The organism is Rhodoferax sp. SPJ21 (assembly GCF_058216335.1).
The window spans coordinates 1,538,085-1,553,584 of sequence record NZ_JBYZMO010000002.1 but is presented as its reverse complement, the minus strand read 5'-3'; the positions used below and the strand labels follow the sequence as shown (position 1 = coordinate 1,553,584).

The 15,500-nt window shown below is 60.2% G+C and carries 13 protein-coding genes and 2 tRNA genes; 1 reads left to right on the top strand and 14 read right to left on the bottom strand.

From position 1 onward, the window contains the following. From lolA to AC4BBN_RS15135, 3 genes are all read right to left on the bottom strand, one after another. Positions 1-645 (bottom strand): outer membrane lipoprotein periplasmic chaperone LolA, encoded by a 645-nt coding sequence (lolA, locus tag AC4BBN_RS15145; RefSeq protein ID WP_490592789.1) that lies wholly within the window; start codon positions 643-645, stop codon positions 1-3. A 4-nt stretch (positions 646-649) separates the two neighbouring features. Continuing rightward, positions 650-2,986 carry a DNA translocase FtsK gene (locus AC4BBN_RS15140; RefSeq protein WP_490592788.1) on the bottom strand — a complete coding sequence of 779 codons (2,337 nt, stop codon included), beginning with the start codon at positions 2,984-2,986 and terminating at the stop codon, positions 650-652. A 109-nt stretch (positions 2,987-3,095) separates the two neighbouring features. Next, the gene (locus AC4BBN_RS15135; protein ID WP_490592787.1) at positions 3,096-3,770 is read right to left on the bottom strand and encodes a Crp/Fnr family transcriptional regulator; all 675 of its coding nucleotides are present in this window, start codon (positions 3,768-3,770) and stop codon (positions 3,096-3,098) included. A gap of 229 nt (positions 3,771-3,999) precedes the next feature. On the opposite strand from AC4BBN_RS15135, the gene trxB reads away from it, so the two are divergent. Next, a complete protein-coding gene (trxB, locus tag AC4BBN_RS15130; RefSeq protein ID WP_490592786.1) occupies positions 4,000-4,956 on the top strand; it encodes a thioredoxin-disulfide reductase in 957 nt (318 codons plus the stop codon). 93 nt (positions 4,957-5,049) lie between these two features. Here trxB and AC4BBN_RS15125 read toward each other — a convergent pair whose 3' ends face one another. From AC4BBN_RS15125 to pgsA, 11 genes are all read right to left on the bottom strand, one after another. Next, complete coding sequence (locus tag AC4BBN_RS15125; protein WP_490592785.1) at positions 5,050-5,613, bottom strand: YceB family lipoprotein; 564 nt, start codon at positions 5,611-5,613, stop codon at positions 5,050-5,052. Next, positions 5,613-6,590 carry a sigma-70 family RNA polymerase sigma factor gene (locus AC4BBN_RS15120; RefSeq protein WP_490592784.1) on the bottom strand — a complete coding sequence of 326 codons (978 nt, stop codon included), beginning with the start codon at positions 6,588-6,590 and terminating at the stop codon, positions 5,613-5,615. Before AC4BBN_RS15120 ends, AC4BBN_RS15125 begins: the two co-directional genes overlap by 1 nt. Before the next feature lie 5 nt (positions 6,591-6,595). Further along, complete coding sequence (locus tag AC4BBN_RS15115; protein WP_490592783.1) at positions 6,596-7,501, bottom strand: peptidoglycan DD-metalloendopeptidase family protein; 906 nt, start codon at positions 7,499-7,501, stop codon at positions 6,596-6,598. A 13-nt stretch (positions 7,502-7,514) separates the two neighbouring features. Continuing rightward, positions 7,515-8,165: a protein-L-isoaspartate(D-aspartate) O-methyltransferase gene (locus AC4BBN_RS15110; RefSeq protein ID WP_490592782.1), complete on the bottom strand. Its 651-nt coding sequence runs from the start codon at positions 8,163-8,165 to the stop codon at positions 7,515-7,517. Positions 8,166-8,335: 170 nt separating this feature from the next. Then, positions 8,336-9,097, bottom strand: coding sequence for a 5'/3'-nucleotidase SurE (gene surE / locus AC4BBN_RS15105; protein ID WP_490592781.1), 762 nt, complete (start codon positions 9,095-9,097; stop codon positions 8,336-8,338). A gap of 194 nt (positions 9,098-9,291) precedes the next feature. Further along, on the bottom strand, positions 9,292-11,820 hold the full coding sequence (locus AC4BBN_RS15100) for a sensor domain-containing protein (RefSeq protein WP_490592780.1): 2,529 nt from the start codon (positions 11,818-11,820) through the stop codon (positions 9,292-9,294). A gap of 292 nt (positions 11,821-12,112) precedes the next feature. Further along, positions 12,113-12,188 (bottom strand) — tRNA-His (locus AC4BBN_RS15095). A gap of 40 nt (positions 12,189-12,228) precedes the next feature. Further along, the gene (locus tag AC4BBN_RS15090; RefSeq protein WP_490592779.1) at positions 12,229-14,154 is read right to left on the bottom strand and encodes a peptidylprolyl isomerase; all 1,926 of its coding nucleotides are present in this window, start codon (positions 14,152-14,154) and stop codon (positions 12,229-12,231) included. Between the two features lie 62 nt (positions 14,155-14,216). Then, positions 14,217-14,292 (bottom strand) — tRNA-Val (locus AC4BBN_RS15085). Positions 14,293-14,309: 17 nt separating this feature from the next. Then, the gene (locus tag AC4BBN_RS15080; RefSeq protein ID WP_490592778.1) at positions 14,310-14,582 is read right to left on the bottom strand and encodes an HU family DNA-binding protein; all 273 of its coding nucleotides are present in this window, start codon (positions 14,580-14,582) and stop codon (positions 14,310-14,312) included. Positions 14,583-14,909: 327 nt separating this feature from the next. Beyond that, positions 14,910-15,476, bottom strand: coding sequence for a CDP-diacylglycerol--glycerol-3-phosphate 3-phosphatidyltransferase (pgsA, locus tag AC4BBN_RS15075; protein WP_490592777.1), 567 nt, complete (start codon positions 15,474-15,476; stop codon positions 14,910-14,912). Between the last annotated feature and the right edge of the window lie 24 nt (positions 15,477-15,500).

Genomic DNA, 15,500 nt, shown 5'->3' with positions numbered 1-15,500 from the left:
CTACTGCCGCACCACGTCGGCGCCTGCCGGTGGCTTGAACTGGAAGCTGTCCGCAGCCAGGCTGGGGTTGAGCTCCATCTTGGCGAAGCTCATCACCGAACGCTGGCCAAAGCTGTCCAGGATCTCCAGCGCGCCGAGCTCGGTCGCCTTGTCTACCTGCTTGAAGCCCACGCGCACGCTTTGTAGCTGCCCGTCCTTGGCCTTGGGCGTGGCTACCACCCACTGCAGGCCATCCTGGTCGGGTGCGGCCTGCAGCGTGAAATCCGCCTGCAGGGCCTTCAGATCGGGTGCTGCCGCAATCAGTGCAGCGGGCGTGGAGCCCAGCACCTGAGACTGTTTACGCGCGGTCACCTGGTTCAGGTCCACGTCATACAGCCACAGGGTCTGGCCATCGGCCACGATGCTTTGGGCAAACGGTTTTTTGTAGACGAACTTGAAGCGGCTGGGGCGTTGAAACTCAAACGTTCCGCTGGACGTCTTGCTGCGCGCCGCCTGCCCGTCCTTGGGCGGCGAGGTCACCACCTGGGTGAATTCAGCGCGACCGGTCTTCGCGGTCTTCACGAAATCTTCCAAGCTTTCCAGGCCTCCAGCGTAGGCAACACCTGCGCTGGCAGCTATGAATACCGTAGCAATCAGTTTTTTCATGTATTTACTCCGCTCGCGCGGGCACAAGAATCTCGCGCTGGCCCGCACCGCTCATGGCGCTGACCAGGCCGGCTTTTTCCATGTCTTCCACCAGACGTGCGGCGCGGTTGTAGCCGATCTTCAAATGGCGCTGCACCAGCGAGATGCTGGCCTTGCGGTTTTTCAACACCACTTCCACCGCCATGTCGTACATCGGGTCCTTCTCGCCGCCGCTGCCACCCAACCCATCGGCACCCTCTCCGTCTTCACCCTCAACCGTGCCGCCTTCCAGCACACCTTCGATGTAGTCGGGCTCGCCTTGGGTCTTCAAGTAACTGACAACGCGGTGCACCTCTTCGTCGCTGACAAAGGCGCCGTGCACCCGCGTCGGCATGCCGCTGCCGGGCATGTACAGCATGTCGCCCAGGCCCAGCAGGGCTTCGGCGCCCATCTGGTCCAGAATGGTGCGGCTGTCGATCTTGCTGCTGACCTTGAAGGAAATCCGCGTCGGGATGTTGGCCTTGATCAGGCCGGTAATCACGTCCACGCTGGGGCGCTGGGTCGCCAGAATCAAGTGGATGCCGGCTGCGCGGGCCTTTTGCGCCAGGCGGGCGATCAGCTCTTCGATTTTCTTGCCAACCACCATCATCAAGTCGGCCAACTCATCGATAACCACCACGATGTGTGGCTCGCGCTTCAGCGGTTCGGGGCTGTCGGGCGTCAGGCTAAACGGGTTGTAGATGAACTCTTCACGCGAGGCGGCCTCGTCGATCTTGGCGTTGTAACCGGCCAGGTTACGTACTCCCAGCTTGCTCAGCAGCTTGTATCGGCGCTCCATCTCGGCCACGCACCAGGTCAGGCCGTGCGCCGCCTGGCGCATATCGGTGACCACCGGGGCCAGCAGGTGCGGAATGCCTTCGTAGACCGACATTTCCAGCATCTTCGGGTCGATCATCAAGATGCGCACGTCACGTGCCTCGGCCTTGTATAGCAGGCTCAAGATCATGGCGTTGATACCCACCGATTTGCCCGAGCCGGTGGTACCGGCCACCAGCACGTGCGGCATCTTCGCCAGGTCCACCACCACCGGGTTGCCGATGATGTCCTTGCCCAGGCCCATGGTCAGCAGCGACTTGGCCTCGTGGTAGACCTGCGAGCCCAGAATTTCAGACAGGGTGATGGACTGGCGCTTGGCATTCGGGAGCTCCAGCGCCATATAGTTTTTGCCAGGAATGGTTTCCACCACGCGGATGGACACCAGGCTTAAGGACCGTGCCAAGTCCTTGGCCAAGCCGACAATCTGCGAGCCCTTGACGCCGGTAGCGGGCTCAATCTCGTAGCGGGTGATCACAGGGCCGGGCGAGGCCAGGACCACGCGCACTTCGACGCCGAAATCCTTCAGCTTCTTCTCGATCATGCGGCTGGTCATTTCCAGCGTCTCGGGGGCCACGGTTTCCTGGCGCAGCTGCGGGCCGTCCAGCAGGTCCACCTGCGGCAGCTTGGTGTCGGGCATCTCGGTAAACAGCGGCTTCTGGCGCTCCTTGGCGACACGCTGGCTCTTGGGTGGATCGACCAAGGTCGGCTCGATCATGACCGGCTGCGGGTGGTGGGCCTCGATCTCGACACGCTCCTCGCGCACCACGGCTTCGCGCTTTTTGGCGGCCTTCTTACCCACGGCCAGGTCCACGGCCACTTCGCGCTTCTCGCGCCGCGTTTCCACCAGAGAATAGGCCCAGGCGCCCAGGCGTTCAGCAACCTGGCTCCAGGAAAAGCGGAACACCGCCGACACGCCGATCACACCCAGCGTAATCCACACCAGGCCGGAGCCAGTGAAACCCAGCCACTTCACGCCAAACGGGCCCATCAAATAGCCCAGCGCTCCGCCCACGTGGCCTGGCAGCTGCGACTCCAGGCGGTACAGGCGAGACCATTCCAACCCGGTGCTGGCGCACAGCAGAACGACCAGGCCGATCCAGAAAGTCCAGGCATTGCCGCTGAGACGCGACGCAGGCTGCTGGGCGCGCTCATCCGGGGCATGGCCGCGCATCCAGTCGGCCAGGGCGGCCAGCCAGGCGCGCACGCCGGCAGCAAAGCACCACCACACAGAAAAGCCCAAGCTGAAATAACTGAGATCGGCGATCCAGGCCCCCAGACGCCCGCCCCAGTTGCGCACCACCGTACTCTGGCCGGAAGTAGACCAGGCGGGGTCTTGCAAGGTGTAGCCCAACATGGACATGAGCCAGAACACCAGGGCCAGCAGCCCCAGGATCAGACCGATTTCACGCGCAAAGCGGTTCAGGCCCGTGCGCACCGGCGACACCACTGGACCGGATGAATTGAGGGTATTGAGAGAATAAGTCATGGGCAGAGAGAACTGCCCTTAGCTTACCCCATGCCCACCACCCCGAATGGGGCTCGGCGACCACGCACTCCACGCAAGATGTAACAGCCCGTGTAGGACTGCCAATCGCTTAAATCAGACTGCCCAGCACCGACTGAATATGGGTGGAACCATTGTCCTGGCTGACGATATAGCCACGCTCTTCCAGATCCTTCATCACCCGACTGACCATCTCGCGCGATGCGCCCACCATCTTGGCCACGTCCTGGCGGGAGATCTTGTCTCGTATCACCATCTGGCCGTTCACGTCATGGGCGGCAGACTCCAACAACACATGGGCCACGCGCCCATACACATCCATCAAGGCCAGAGACTCGATCTTCTGGTCAGCACGGCGCAGCCGCTTGACCAGCCCGGTCATCACGGCCCGGGCCATGGCGGTGTTGCCCTCCAGGCAATGCTCGAATTCAGCGCGGCCCAGCACCAGACAGTCGGTCAAGGCATCGGCCTGCACAGTGGCCGAATGCGGTTCGTGGTCGATCAGGCTCATCTCCCCCACATAGTCACCCATTTGCAACGTGGCCAGGATCACTTCGCGGCCCCGACCGTCGGTGGTCAACACCCGGGCCCGGCCGCTAAGCACGATAAACAGCGTGTCGGACTTGAGGCCCTGCTCCACGATCACCTCGCCACGCTTGAAACGCCGCTTGGTGACCGCCTTGGCCACGACGTCCGCCTGCTCGGACGTCATGCTGGAAAACAGGGGAACGCGTAACAGCAGCTCTATGTTGGACAACATTGACATTCGCATTTCCTCATAAAAAGACACATCCGCCTGGGCCCAGCCCGAGCTCGGCACACAGCATGGACAACTGCGCTGAACCCTGCAAGCCGTGGGTTCATACAATCTGGGGCAAAATTTCAACCCATAGCCGTCACATTCAACGCGCCTAACAGCCGCGCCGACTTGCATTTCGATAGCAAGACGCAAACTGTACACGGCACCTTCCTATTTTCACTACAGGTTTTCATACATGTCTACGATTAAACATGCCAAGGTTTTGGTTTTGGGCTCGGGCCCTGCTGGCTACACGGCCGCCATCTACGCCGCCCGCGCCAACCTGAACCCGGTGCTCATCACCGGCATCGCCCAGGGCGGCCAGCTGATGACCACCACCGAAGTAGATAACTGGCCCGCCGACGTCATGGGCGTGCAAGGCCCGGAGCTGATGCAGCGCTTCCAGGAGCATGCCGAGCGCTTCAAGACCGAAATCATCTTCGACCACATCAACACCGTGGACTTCAGCAAGCGCCCCTTCACCCTGACCGGCGATAGCGGCAGCTACACCTGCGACGCCCTGATCCTGGCCACTGGTGCATCTGCGCAGTACCTGGGTCTGGAGTCCGAAACCGCCTTCATGGGCCGAGGCGTGTCTGGCTGCGCCACTTGCGACGGCTTCTTCTACCGTGGTGAAGATGTGTGCGTGGTCGGCGGCGGCAATACCGCTGTGGAAGAAGCGCTGTACCTGTCCAACATCGCCCGCAAGGTCACCCTGGTGCACCGCCGCGACAGCTTCAAGGCAGAGGCCATTCTGGTGGACAAGCTGCACGAAAAAGTTGCCGAGGGCAAGATCGAGCTGAAGCTATTCCACACGCTGCAACAGGTGCTGGGTGACGCATCCGGCGTAACAGGCGTGCGCCTGAAAAGCACCCAGAGCGATGCCACCACGGACATCGAACTCAAAGGTTGCTTCATCGCGATCGGCCACAAGCCAAACACCGAGATCTTCGCAGGCCAGCTGGAAATGAAAGACGGCTACATCGTCACCCGCAGCGGCCTGCAAGGCTTTGCCACCATGACCAGCGTGCCTGGCGTGTTTGCTGCGGGCGACGTGCAAGACCACATCTACCGCCAGGCCATCACCAGCGCCGGTACCGGCTGCATGGCCGCACTGGATGCGCAGCGCTTCCTGGAGCAAGGCACGCATTAAAAGGCAGCCCGCGCGCGGGCCTGGATTTAAATAAAAAGAGCGGCTGGCGCAGGTATTAACTGCGCCAGCCGCTCTTTTTTTGATAGTAAATGACTACTGCGCAGGTTTGGGCTGCAAGGTGATGCGTAGGCCCTGCGGTGTCACCTCCAGGCTGCCGGGTACATAGCCCATGCCTTCCACGGCGGCCATGTTCTTGGCGCTCACCTGGTAGAGGCTGGCGTCGTCCAGCAAGCGCTCGGCCAACTGGGGTGCCAGGCCTTGCACCAGGCTTTGGTAGCGCTCGGGCACGCCGCCAAAGTCCAGACTGTTGACGTGCAGATCGACCAGGCGGATGGTCTGGTCGCGGGGCTCAAAGCGCAGGGCATAGTCCACATCCAATGTGCCATTGAACACATTGCGGCCCAGGCGCTCGGACACCTGGATCTGCAGCACTGTGCCGACACGGTTGCGCTCGGGCAGCATGCGCACCTGGGGCGTTTGGGCCTGGATTTCAAACAGCGGGCCGATGCGCCCGGTGTAGGGGAAGCGCTGCGCCAGCAGCGACTCGATCTTCTCGGTACTGATGGTGGTGCTGCGCGGCCCGGTGCCCGCACACGCAGCCAAGAGGCTCACACCCAGCAGCACAACCCAGCGCAACAAATAAACATACACACGCATTACAGCAAAGCCTCCTTGTCTACGCCATTGCGGCCCAGTTGGATGCGCAGCTTGCGCAGGGCCTCGTTTTGCACCTGGCGAACCCGCTCGCGGGTCAGGCCCAGGCGCACACTCAAAGTATCCAGGGTTTCGGGTTCACGGTTGTGCAGGCCAAAGCGGCCGTCCAGCACCTCACGCTCGCGCCGGGTCAGGGTGCCAGTCCAGGCTTCCAGCAGGCGTTCCACCTCGTGGATCTGGGTGTGCGCGGCAGGGTCCAGCGCATTCTCATCAGTCAAGGTATCGCCCAGGGTCTGGCCGTCTTCCGAACGGTCAAAGGTGGAGTCCAGTGAGCGCGGTGTTTCTGCCAGGGCCAGCAGGTCGGCCACCTCATGCTCGTCGCGGCCCATCAGCGCAGCGACATCATCGACCCGCACGCCGTCCGGGCGCAGCGCGGCAAATACCGGGTCATGCTCCAGCGTGCGGCGCGCGCGCAGCACCTGTTGCAGCTCGCGCACCACATGTACCGGCAGACGTATCACCCGGCCCTGTTGCATCACCGCACGCTCGACCGACTGGCGTATCCACCAGGTGGCGTAGGTGGAGAAGCGGAAGCCCCGGTCGGGTTCGAACTTGTCGATGGAATGCATCAGGCCCAGATTGCCTTCCTCGATCAGGTCACCCATGGGTACACCGCGCCCCAGATAGGCCTTGGCGATGCTGACGACCAGGCGCAGATTGTGTTCAATCATGGCCTGGCGGGCCGCGAAATCGCCAGCCCGGGCACGCACCGCCATATCGAACTCTTCGCTGGCGGTGAACAGCTCGGTGCGGCGCACATCGCGCAGATACAGAGTGAGCGCGTCGTGGATTTCTCCGCCGGTGGCGAGCCAGGAGGCCAGGCCGTCACCCGCCAAAGGCACGGCGTCTGCCTCAGGCGCGGCATCTTCGCCCAACACATCCACGACCAAGGTCTTAGCGGATACGTCAGGCTTTTGCATGGTATTTACCGGTTGGGGAGGTATTTGATCGGATCGACCGGCTTGCCCTGGCGCCGGATCTCGAAGTGCAGCTTCACACGGTCGGTGTCGCTGCTGCCCATCTCGGCGATCTTCTGGCCCTTGCGCACCGACTGGTCTTCCTTGACCAGCAGGGTCTGATTGTGGGCATAAGCCGTCAGATAGGTGTTGTTGTGCTTCAGGATCAGCAGATTGCCATAGCCGCGCAATCCAGCACCGGCATAGACCACGCGACCATCGGCGGCGGCCAGCACCGGGTCACCGGCCTTGCCACCCAGGTCCAGACCCTTGTTCTTGGCTTCGTCGAAACCAGCGATCTGGCTGCCACTGGTGGGCCAGATGAAAGCTACGTCGTCGTCACCCCCTGTGGCCACAGGGGCCACTGGAGCCGCTGATACGGGTGCAACCGGCTTGCTGGCGGCGCTGGCCGGGCTGGTGGCAGCATTGGCCGCAGCACTGGCTGCAGGCACCGCAGCCGCCGTCACGGTAGAGCTGGCGACCGGGCGCGTTACCACTCCGGCTTCGGTGGCCGTCGCGTTCGGCGAGATCACCCGCAGCACCTGGCCGACTTCGATCAGATTGGGGTTGTCCAAGCCGTTCCAGCGCGCAATATCTTTCCAGCTCTGGCCGTTGTCCAGGCCGATGCGGATCAGCGTATCGCCGGGGCGCACGGTGTAATAACCAGGCTTGCCTGCATTTTCGGCGCCGGGCAAGGGTTTGGCGGGAGCGGCATCGGCCGGCGCAACGACAACGGACGATTGGGTGCGCACTGCCCCCGTACCACGGTCTTCTACCGGAGCTTTGTGCAAACTGGTACTGGAGCAGCCGACCACGGCCAGTACGGCCAAAACGGCGGCCGTGTATTTCCAATCCTGAGGACGCAAAGCGAGCATGTGTAATTCCTGTTCAAGCAATCCCTGATTTTAGAGGGACAAAGTGAACGGCCTCGAGCAATTGCTGCTGCAGACCTTTGGCCGTTTTATCCACGACCACCAAAGCCTGCTGCCCCCCGGGCGTCACCATGGGTGCCACCAGGCGCCCACCTACGGCCAACTGGTCCAGCCACGCCTGGGGAATCGCCTCGCCGCCTGCAGCGGCGATGATGCCCGCATAGGGCGCCCCCTTGGCGTAGCCCACCATGCCGTCGCCGAACAGCAGGTGCACATTCGGCAGACGAAACGGCCGCAAATTGGCGCGGGCCTTGTCATGCAGACCGCGCAGACGCTCGATGCTGTAGACCTCGCGTGCCAGCACCGCCAGCACCGCCGCCTGGTAGCCGCAGCCCGTCCCGATCTCCAACACGCGGCCCAGCGGGCCAGCATGGCCCAGCGGCGAATCCAGCAATAGCTCGGCCATGCGGGCCACCACATTGGGCTTGGAGATAGTCTGGCCCAGGCCGATGGGCAGGCTGGTGTCTTCATAGGCCTGGTTCACCAAGGCGGTATCGACGAAGCGATGGCGTTCTACCTGGCCCATGGCACGCAGCACAGCGACCGAGCCTATGCCCATGGACGCCAGCTTCTGCACCATGCGCGCACGCACAGCTGCCGAGTCCATGCCGTGGCCGGGTGCCGGTGCATGTTCAAAGCTTTTTAAGCCCCTGTCGCTTGAAGTAACTGCGGTAGCAGTTACTTTTTTTATAGCAACCGTCTTGCCGGATGGGGCACCAGAGGAGAGATCCAGCTGCGCAGGAAAGCGGGGACGTTGGGTCATGGAATCCACCGCCGCTATGCGCCGGCGAGATGGGCTGCAGTCTGCGCCCAGTAACCCAGGTGGTCGTGGTCGGTGAGATCCACTTTGAGGGGTGTCATGGTCACGTGGCCCTGCAGGCTGGCGTGGAAGTCGGTGCCTTCTGCATCGTCCTTGGCGCGACCGGCCTCGCCTATCCAGTACATGGTGTCGCCACGCGGACTGTCCATGGTGATGACTTTTTCGGCCGCATGGCGGCGGCCCAGGCGGCACACCTTGAGGGGCTTGAGCTCTTCCAGCGGCAAGTTGGGGATGTTGATGTTCAACAGGAACGGCTGGGCACCCACCAGCTGCTGCTGGGTCATGCGCAGCACCAGATTGCGCGCAGTCTGGGCTGCGGCATCCAGGTGCTGCCAGCCCTTCTGGGTTTGCGAAAAGGCCAGGGACGGAATACCGAACAAATAGCCTTCCATGGCCGCGCCCACGGTGCCGGAGTAAATGGTGTCGTCGCCCATATTGGCGCCATTGTTGATACCGGAGATCACCATGTCCGGCCGGTAACCCAGCAAGCCGGTTAGCGCGATGTGCACGCAATCCGCCGGGGTGCCATTCACATAGCGGAAACCGTTGCTGGCCTGGTGCACGTACAGCGGGGAGTACAGGGTCAGTGCATTCGACTTGGCGCTGTTGTTGTGCTCGGGCGCAACCACCTCGACCTCGGCCACGTCTTTCAGGGCCTCATACAGCGCAACAATGCCAGCGGCCTGGTAACCATCGTCGTTAGAGATAAGAATTTTCATAAAAGGTTTGTGGCTCAACCCCAGGCCGTAGCGCTGCGCGTCTTTCGCCCCCCTTGCAGGGGGCAACACCAGCAGCCTGGCATAGCCAGTTCTGCGGTGTTTCTGGACGACGGGCGTGGTGCTTCTGGCGTGACGCGAATTGTTACGGTTTGAAAATATCTTGATTGTAGGTGCCGTGTTTCCGGCAAGCCCGGCTAGGCAGGAGCTGTGCCCACCCCCTGCTGCTGCGCAAACACCTCGGGGCGCAAAGGCCGGGCAAAGTGGTAGCCCTGGGCATAGGTGCACTGCAGATGGCGCAGGCGATGGGCGACCGCCTCGGTTTCCACCCCCTCAGCCAGTACCGGCAAACCCAGGCTCAAGGCCAGCGAGATCATGCCGCGCACAATGGCGGCGTTGTCCGGGTCGTCGATCAGGTCGCGCACAAAAGACTGGTCGATCTTGATCTTGTCGAACTTGATACGCCGCAAATACGCAAAGCTGGAATAGCCGGTGCCAAAGTCGTCGATGGACAGCTTCACGCCCAAGGCCTGCAGTCGACGCAGCACGGCGGTGACCGCTTCACCGTCGTGCAGCAGCACGCTCTCGGTCAACTCCAGCTCCAGACAATCGGGTGGAATGCCGGAAACATCCAATGCCTCTTCCACCTGCTTGAGCACCACGCCGCGCTGGAACTGCCGGGCCGACAGATTCACTGCCATCATCAAATCAGGACGGCCTGCATCGTGCCAAGCGCGAAGCTGCAAGGCTGCCGTCTTCAGCACCCATCCCCCCAGAGCTTCGATCACGCCGCAATCTTCGGCAATGGGTATAAACACACCAGGAGGAATTGCGCCGCGCTCGGGGTGGTCCCAGCGGCACAAGGCCTCGACACCAATCACACGCCCGCTGGGCAGATGGATCAGAGGCTGGTACTCCAGGCGCAAGGCATTATTTTCAATCGCCCGGCGCAAGGCCGACTCTATACGCAAGCGCTCCAGCGCAGCCTCGTTCATGGTGGCATCGGCAAACTGGTAGGTTCCCCGGCCACCGCGCTTGGCGGCATACAGGGCTGAATCCGCTCGGCCAAACAGGGCGTCGAAATTGTCGCCATCAGCCGGAAACATAGCGATACCCGCCGAGATGGACACACTCACCGGCATATCGGCAAGCACCATGGGCTGGCCCACGGCATCCATCAGCGCCGTAACCGCATGGGCTGCATCTGTCGTACTGTGCACATTGCGCAGCAGGATAAGAAACTCGTCGCCGCTGAGCCGACCGATAACGGAACGCTCATCGGCAAAGCGGCTCAAACGCAGCCCAACTTCGCGCAGCATATGGTCCCCAGCACCATGGCCCAAGGAATCGTTCAGTGTCTTGAAGTTGTCCACATCAATAACGATCATCGCCACCTGCTCGTGGGTGCTTTGGGCATGCTTGAGCACCAGCGTAGAGCGCAGCGCCACGTGCGTGCGGTTAGGCAAACCGGTAATCACGTCCTGGCTGGACAGATAGGCAATCTGCTCCTCGGCTGCCTTGCGGGAGCTCAGGTCGGTAAATGCCGCCACGTAGTGGGTGATTTCGCCGTGGGCGCGCTGATGCAGAGCCGACAGACTCAGCCACTGCGGGTACACCTCGCCATTCTTGCGCCGGTTCCAAATCTCGCCAGCCCAACGCCCCTCGCCGGTCAAGACCTTCCACATGTTTTCAAAAAACATCGGCGCATGCTGCCCGGACGCCAAAAATTGCGGGTCGCGGCCCAGCACTTCGCTGGACTGGTAACCTGTGATTTCGGAAAACGCGCCATTCACCATGATGATGCGGTTGCGCTCATCCGTGACCATGATGCCGTCGGTACTCTGCTCCAGCACCCGGCCCGCCAGTTCCAGCTTGGTCGCCGCGATTTGCTGGTCTGTAATATCGCGGCGCACCACCAGCAGATGCATGCGCTCACCCCGGCGCCCAAAGGTAGGCACACGGATCACGTCGAAACAGCGCGCGTTACCGTGCCCATCTTCTACCACCTCTTGCATCTGCGACGGCAGCCCTGATTGCCAGGTCGCCTCGTCGGCCAATGCACCGTGGCGCAGGCTGTCGCCCTGAGGATGGTCGCGGTCGGCGATCTCCAGATCGGTATAGCCGTAGGCCTGCTGCTCGGAAATGTCCAGCACCGCGCGTGCAGCAGGATTGGTCAGCAGCCAACGCCCCTCACCATCCTTGAGATACACCAGGTCTGGCAAATGACCAAAGACCGAACCCAATAGTTTGTCGCGGTCGCGCAGCAGGCGGTCAGATTCCGAACGCGCTGTCACATCCAAACCTATGCACCAGATGGCACCGGAGGGTTCACCTTGCTGCAGACCGCCGATACTGGACCAGGCAATACGGCGTTTGGCGCCGGACTTGGTGGTCAACGTGGCTTCCATATCCCGAAAGCTAGACCCCTGATCCAGGAAATCGGCAATCTTGCGCGCTAGATACGCGGAATTTGGATACAGCCACTGCAAGGCCTCAGGATGGCCGACCAGTTCATCGCGGCTATAGCCCGTGACGGCCTCGCATTCACGGTTCCAGTACGTAATGCCCTGGTGTCCGTGGAAATCCTTCGCACAAACCAGGACAGGCAGACTGTCCAGAACGCTCAGTATCTGGGGCGAAACAGCGGCCCCCGCCACCAGAGACGCCAATGCCGCCTGGGCCACATCTCCTGCACCCATACCGAATTGCCGATCAAGTTGCGGCAAAGCGGGTTCCAATAGAACTTTGGGGTGCTGTGTTTCCACGCAAACTTTCTAGAAATAAGGCGGACGGGCATTCAGGATGATATTTTCAAACTGTATACGAGAACACCATCCTGGGCCGCATACGGCCATCGATATTTGATTCGCGCCAGAGAGTAAGGGCGAATGGACCGGCATACCATGTTATGGCAAGCCTTTGGACGCAGAGCAGGCCACGCAAGCATGTCCAGGGAGCACTGATACGCCGAAAATGAAAAAAGCGCACAGCTCGATGAGCAATGCGCTTTTTATTAACTGGGGTGGCTGAAGGGGCTCGAACCCTCGACAACAGGAATCACAATCCTGGACTCTACCAACTGAGCTACAGCCACCGTAGATTTAAATTATAACCTGAGTTTTGGAGGTTAACGATTATTCTGCGCCAGATAGTGTTTTTAGCACCGGTTTAGCCACATTGATCTTGACCTTGAACATCTCTTTCAAAGTTTGGTAGTACGCACGGCCTTCGGCAGCGGCCCAACCCTGGGTGTATTGCTCACGCCCCTGCTGCGCCAGATCCGCAGCAGGCACATCGCGGGGCACGCGCTTGTTGACCTTGACCACGGCATAGCCTTGCTCACCCAAATCAACACCCGCCCAAGCAGGCAGGCTGGCAAGATCGACGCGCATGGCGGCATTCACTACACGGGGCAACTGCTGCTGAGCATTTTCACGCGACACCACAACAGGAGCAGACAACCTCGCAGCGGCAGGGCTTGCCTTCCAGGCCGCCAACTTATCCATGCCGTCCTTCTTGGCCAACTCTGCGGCCCGCGACGCAATCAGCTGCACGCGCACGCGGTCTTTGACATCAGACAATGGCAAGGTATGCGCCGGCGCGTACTGGGTGATACGTCCTGCAACCAACTGATTGGCACCAATGTCAATGGCTTCAGTGTTGCGCTTTTTTTCAATCGAATCAGCCGAAAAAATGGCGTTCAAGAATTTGGCATTGGCCAATGCACCCTTTGCGTCTGCAGCAGGCGTGCGTCCCAGACTTGCGGTCTTGATCTCCAGCTTCAATCTATCAGCAATACGCTTCAGGCTGTCAGACTGCTCATAAACGCCATTGGTGAACACATCAGCCACTTCAGCGAACTTGCTCTGCGCCTGCTGGTTCTTCAGTTCAGCTTCCAGTTCTGGGCGCATTTCTTCAAAACTGCGTTGTTTGGGTGCTCGGACATCCGTCAGCTGGATGATATGAAAGCCAAAGTCCGACTCCACAACGTCACTGATGTCGCCTTTCTTCAAAGCAAATGCGGCGTCTTCAAAAGGCTTGACCATGGCGCCACGCGCAAAGTAGTCCAGGTCGCCGCCCTTCGCAGCGGAGCCGGTATCCTGGGAATTCTTCTTGGCGACATCGGCGAAACTAGCTGGCGATTTTTTCACTAAAGCCAGCAATTCCTCGGCCTTGGCACGGGCCTTTTTACGATCGTCAGCCGACGCATCCTTGGGCGCATTGATCAGGATATGGCTGGCACGACGCTCTTCTTTGCCGGCCAGACGCTCGGCATTTTGCTTGTAGTAGGTTTGCAAATCCTGCTCGTTGGGCACGATGCCTTTTTTCACAGCATCCAGGTCCAACACCAAGTACTCCACCTGGGCTTGTTCGGGCGCCTGGAACAGAGATGCGTGGTCCTTGTACCAAGCGTCCAGTTCTGCATCGCTGGGGCTGACCTTAGAAGCGAAATCCGCCGTCTTGAAAAGGGACACTTGGACCTCGCGCTTTTCAAAAAAAGCGTTCAGGGACACGTCAGCCTCGACCCCAGATGCGAATGCCGTACCGGCCACGCCATTCACTACCTGCCTCTGCGACAAATCAGTGCGCACGCGGGATTCGAACATTTCCGGCGTCATGCCCTGGGCGGACAGCAACTGGCGATAGCGTTCCATATCCAAAGACCCATCGGGCTTGCGCAAAGACGCAATTGTCGAGTCATCCTGCAGACTGCGGGCCAACCGGCTGTCACTGGTCACGAGACGGAATTTCTCGGCAGCCGCCGCCAGCACACGCTCTTGCACCAGGCTTTCCAACGTGGCGTAGCGTGCATCCGCAGAGTCGAGCAGCTTGGGATCCAGATTAGGCCGCGAAGCCATCATGCGCTGAACTTCACGCTGGTGGGCCGCATCCCAATCGGCCTGCTTGATGTCGTGCCCAGCCACCTTGGCGACCGTATCGCCGCCTTCGTTGTAACGCCGGAAGCCCTCACGACCACCGACCACCACGAACGCAGGAATGATCAACAAGAACATCAAGCCCATCATGATCTTGCTGTGCTTGCGGACGAAATCAAACATGGAAGAACTCTTTTGAAAAAACAAAAAAGGCGAACAATCTGTTCGCCTTTGCTGGGTGGGGTTGGTGGGTGCTGACGGGCTCGAACCGCCGACCTACGCCGTGTAAGGGCGCTGCTCTACCAACTGAGCTAAGCACCCCACCTGAAACAGAAAACTCAGTTCAACGCATCTTTCAATGCCTTGCCTGGACGAAACTTTGGCACCTTGGCTGCCTTGATTTTAATCGCAACGCCGGTCCGCGGATTACGTCCGGCACGGGCAGCACGCTTGCCAACAGCAAAGGTGCCGAATCCTACCAGCGAAACGGTTCCGCCTTTTTTCAGCGTGGTTTTCACCGCACCAATGGTGGACTCCAGCGCACGCGCCGCAGCAGCCTTAGAAATATCAGCATGCTTTGCGATGTGTTCAATCAATTCAGTTTTGTTCACAAGGAGCCCCTCGCTCTAATTTATTCAGACCAATGTATCTAACAACTTCCCCTCTGGCTTACTGTTCTGCGGCGCGCAGAAAACAAGCCCGAAGAAAACATAACTTTGCAGCACCTACTGCGCAACCGATTAAAACTTTGGACTCCCAACCTGTCAATCGGACAAACTGCATTCAAGCGGCGCGGAGGCGGATTCTAGACTGAAATCAGGCCACTCTTGAGCAGCACGCACACTTTTTATCTCATCGCAACATCAGCTCACAAACAGTGCGCGGGAACCGCGGCAGTCGCACTACTTTGGGGCCATCAACACAGCTGCTGCAAGCCCTTATTTTGTACGCGCCCGAATCTCCGGCAATGCCTTCTGCAAGTAATAAACCATGGACCAAATAGTCAGGATTGCAGAAATCCAGATCAACCACTGACCCCACACATGGGTGTCCACCACGCCAAACAAACGGCCATCAAAAAGCAAGAACGGAATGGCCACCATCTGCGACACGGTCTTCAGTTTGCCGATCATGTGAACAGCCACACTCTTGGACGCGCCGATCTGCGCCATCCACTCACGCAGCGCTGAAATCGCGATCTCCCGGCCAATGATGATGAGCGCCACGAAGACATCAGCGCGACGCAAATACACCAACACCAGCACACAGGCACACACCAAAAATTTATCCGCTACCGGGTCCAGAAAAGCCCCAAAGGACGAGGTCTGGTTCAGCCTGCGCGCCAGAAAGCCATCCAGCCAGTCGGTGGCGGCAAACACCACGAACATCACAGTCGCAATCAGGTTGCGACTGGGCTCGGCCAGGGGCAAATAAAAGACCCCGACGATCAACGGTATCGCGACGATACGCGTCCAGGTCATGATGGTGGGAATGGTCCAGAACATGCCTGATTGTGTCACGCGATTGAG

Coding starts and splice junctions, on each gene's coding strand:
- lolA (WP_490592789.1), bottom strand. CDS start 645: ATGAAAAAACTGATTGCTACGGTATTCATAGCTGCCAGCGCAGGTGTT.
- AC4BBN_RS15140 (WP_490592788.1), bottom strand. CDS start 2,986: ATGACTTATTCTCTCAATACCCTCAATTCATCCGGTCCAGTGGTGTCG.
- AC4BBN_RS15135 (WP_490592787.1), bottom strand. CDS start 3,770: ATGTCAATGTTGTCCAACATAGAGCTGCTGTTACGCGTTCCCCTGTTT.
- trxB (WP_490592786.1), top strand. CDS start 4,000: ATGTCTACGATTAAACATGCCAAGGTTTTGGTTTTGGGCTCGGGCCCT.
- AC4BBN_RS15125 (WP_490592785.1), bottom strand. CDS start 5,613: ATGCGTGTGTATGTTTATTTGTTGCGCTGGGTTGTGCTGCTGGGTGTG.
- AC4BBN_RS15120 (WP_490592784.1), bottom strand. CDS start 6,590: ATGCAAAAGCCTGACGTATCCGCTAAGACCTTGGTCGTGGATGTGTTG.
- AC4BBN_RS15115 (WP_490592783.1), bottom strand. CDS start 7,501: ATGCTCGCTTTGCGTCCTCAGGATTGGAAATACACGGCCGCCGTTTTG.
- AC4BBN_RS15110 (WP_490592782.1), bottom strand. CDS start 8,165: ATGGACTCGGCAGCTGTGCGTGCGCGCATGGTGCAGAAGCTGGCGTCC.
- surE (WP_490592781.1), bottom strand. CDS start 9,097: ATGAAAATTCTTATCTCTAACGACGATGGTTACCAGGCCGCTGGCATT.
- AC4BBN_RS15090 (WP_490592779.1), bottom strand. CDS start 14,154: ATGTTTGATTTCGTCCGCAAGCACAGCAAGATCATGATGGGCTTGATG.
- pgsA (WP_490592777.1), bottom strand. CDS start 15,476: ATGTTCTGGACCATTCCCACCATCATGACCTGGACGCGTATCGTCGCG.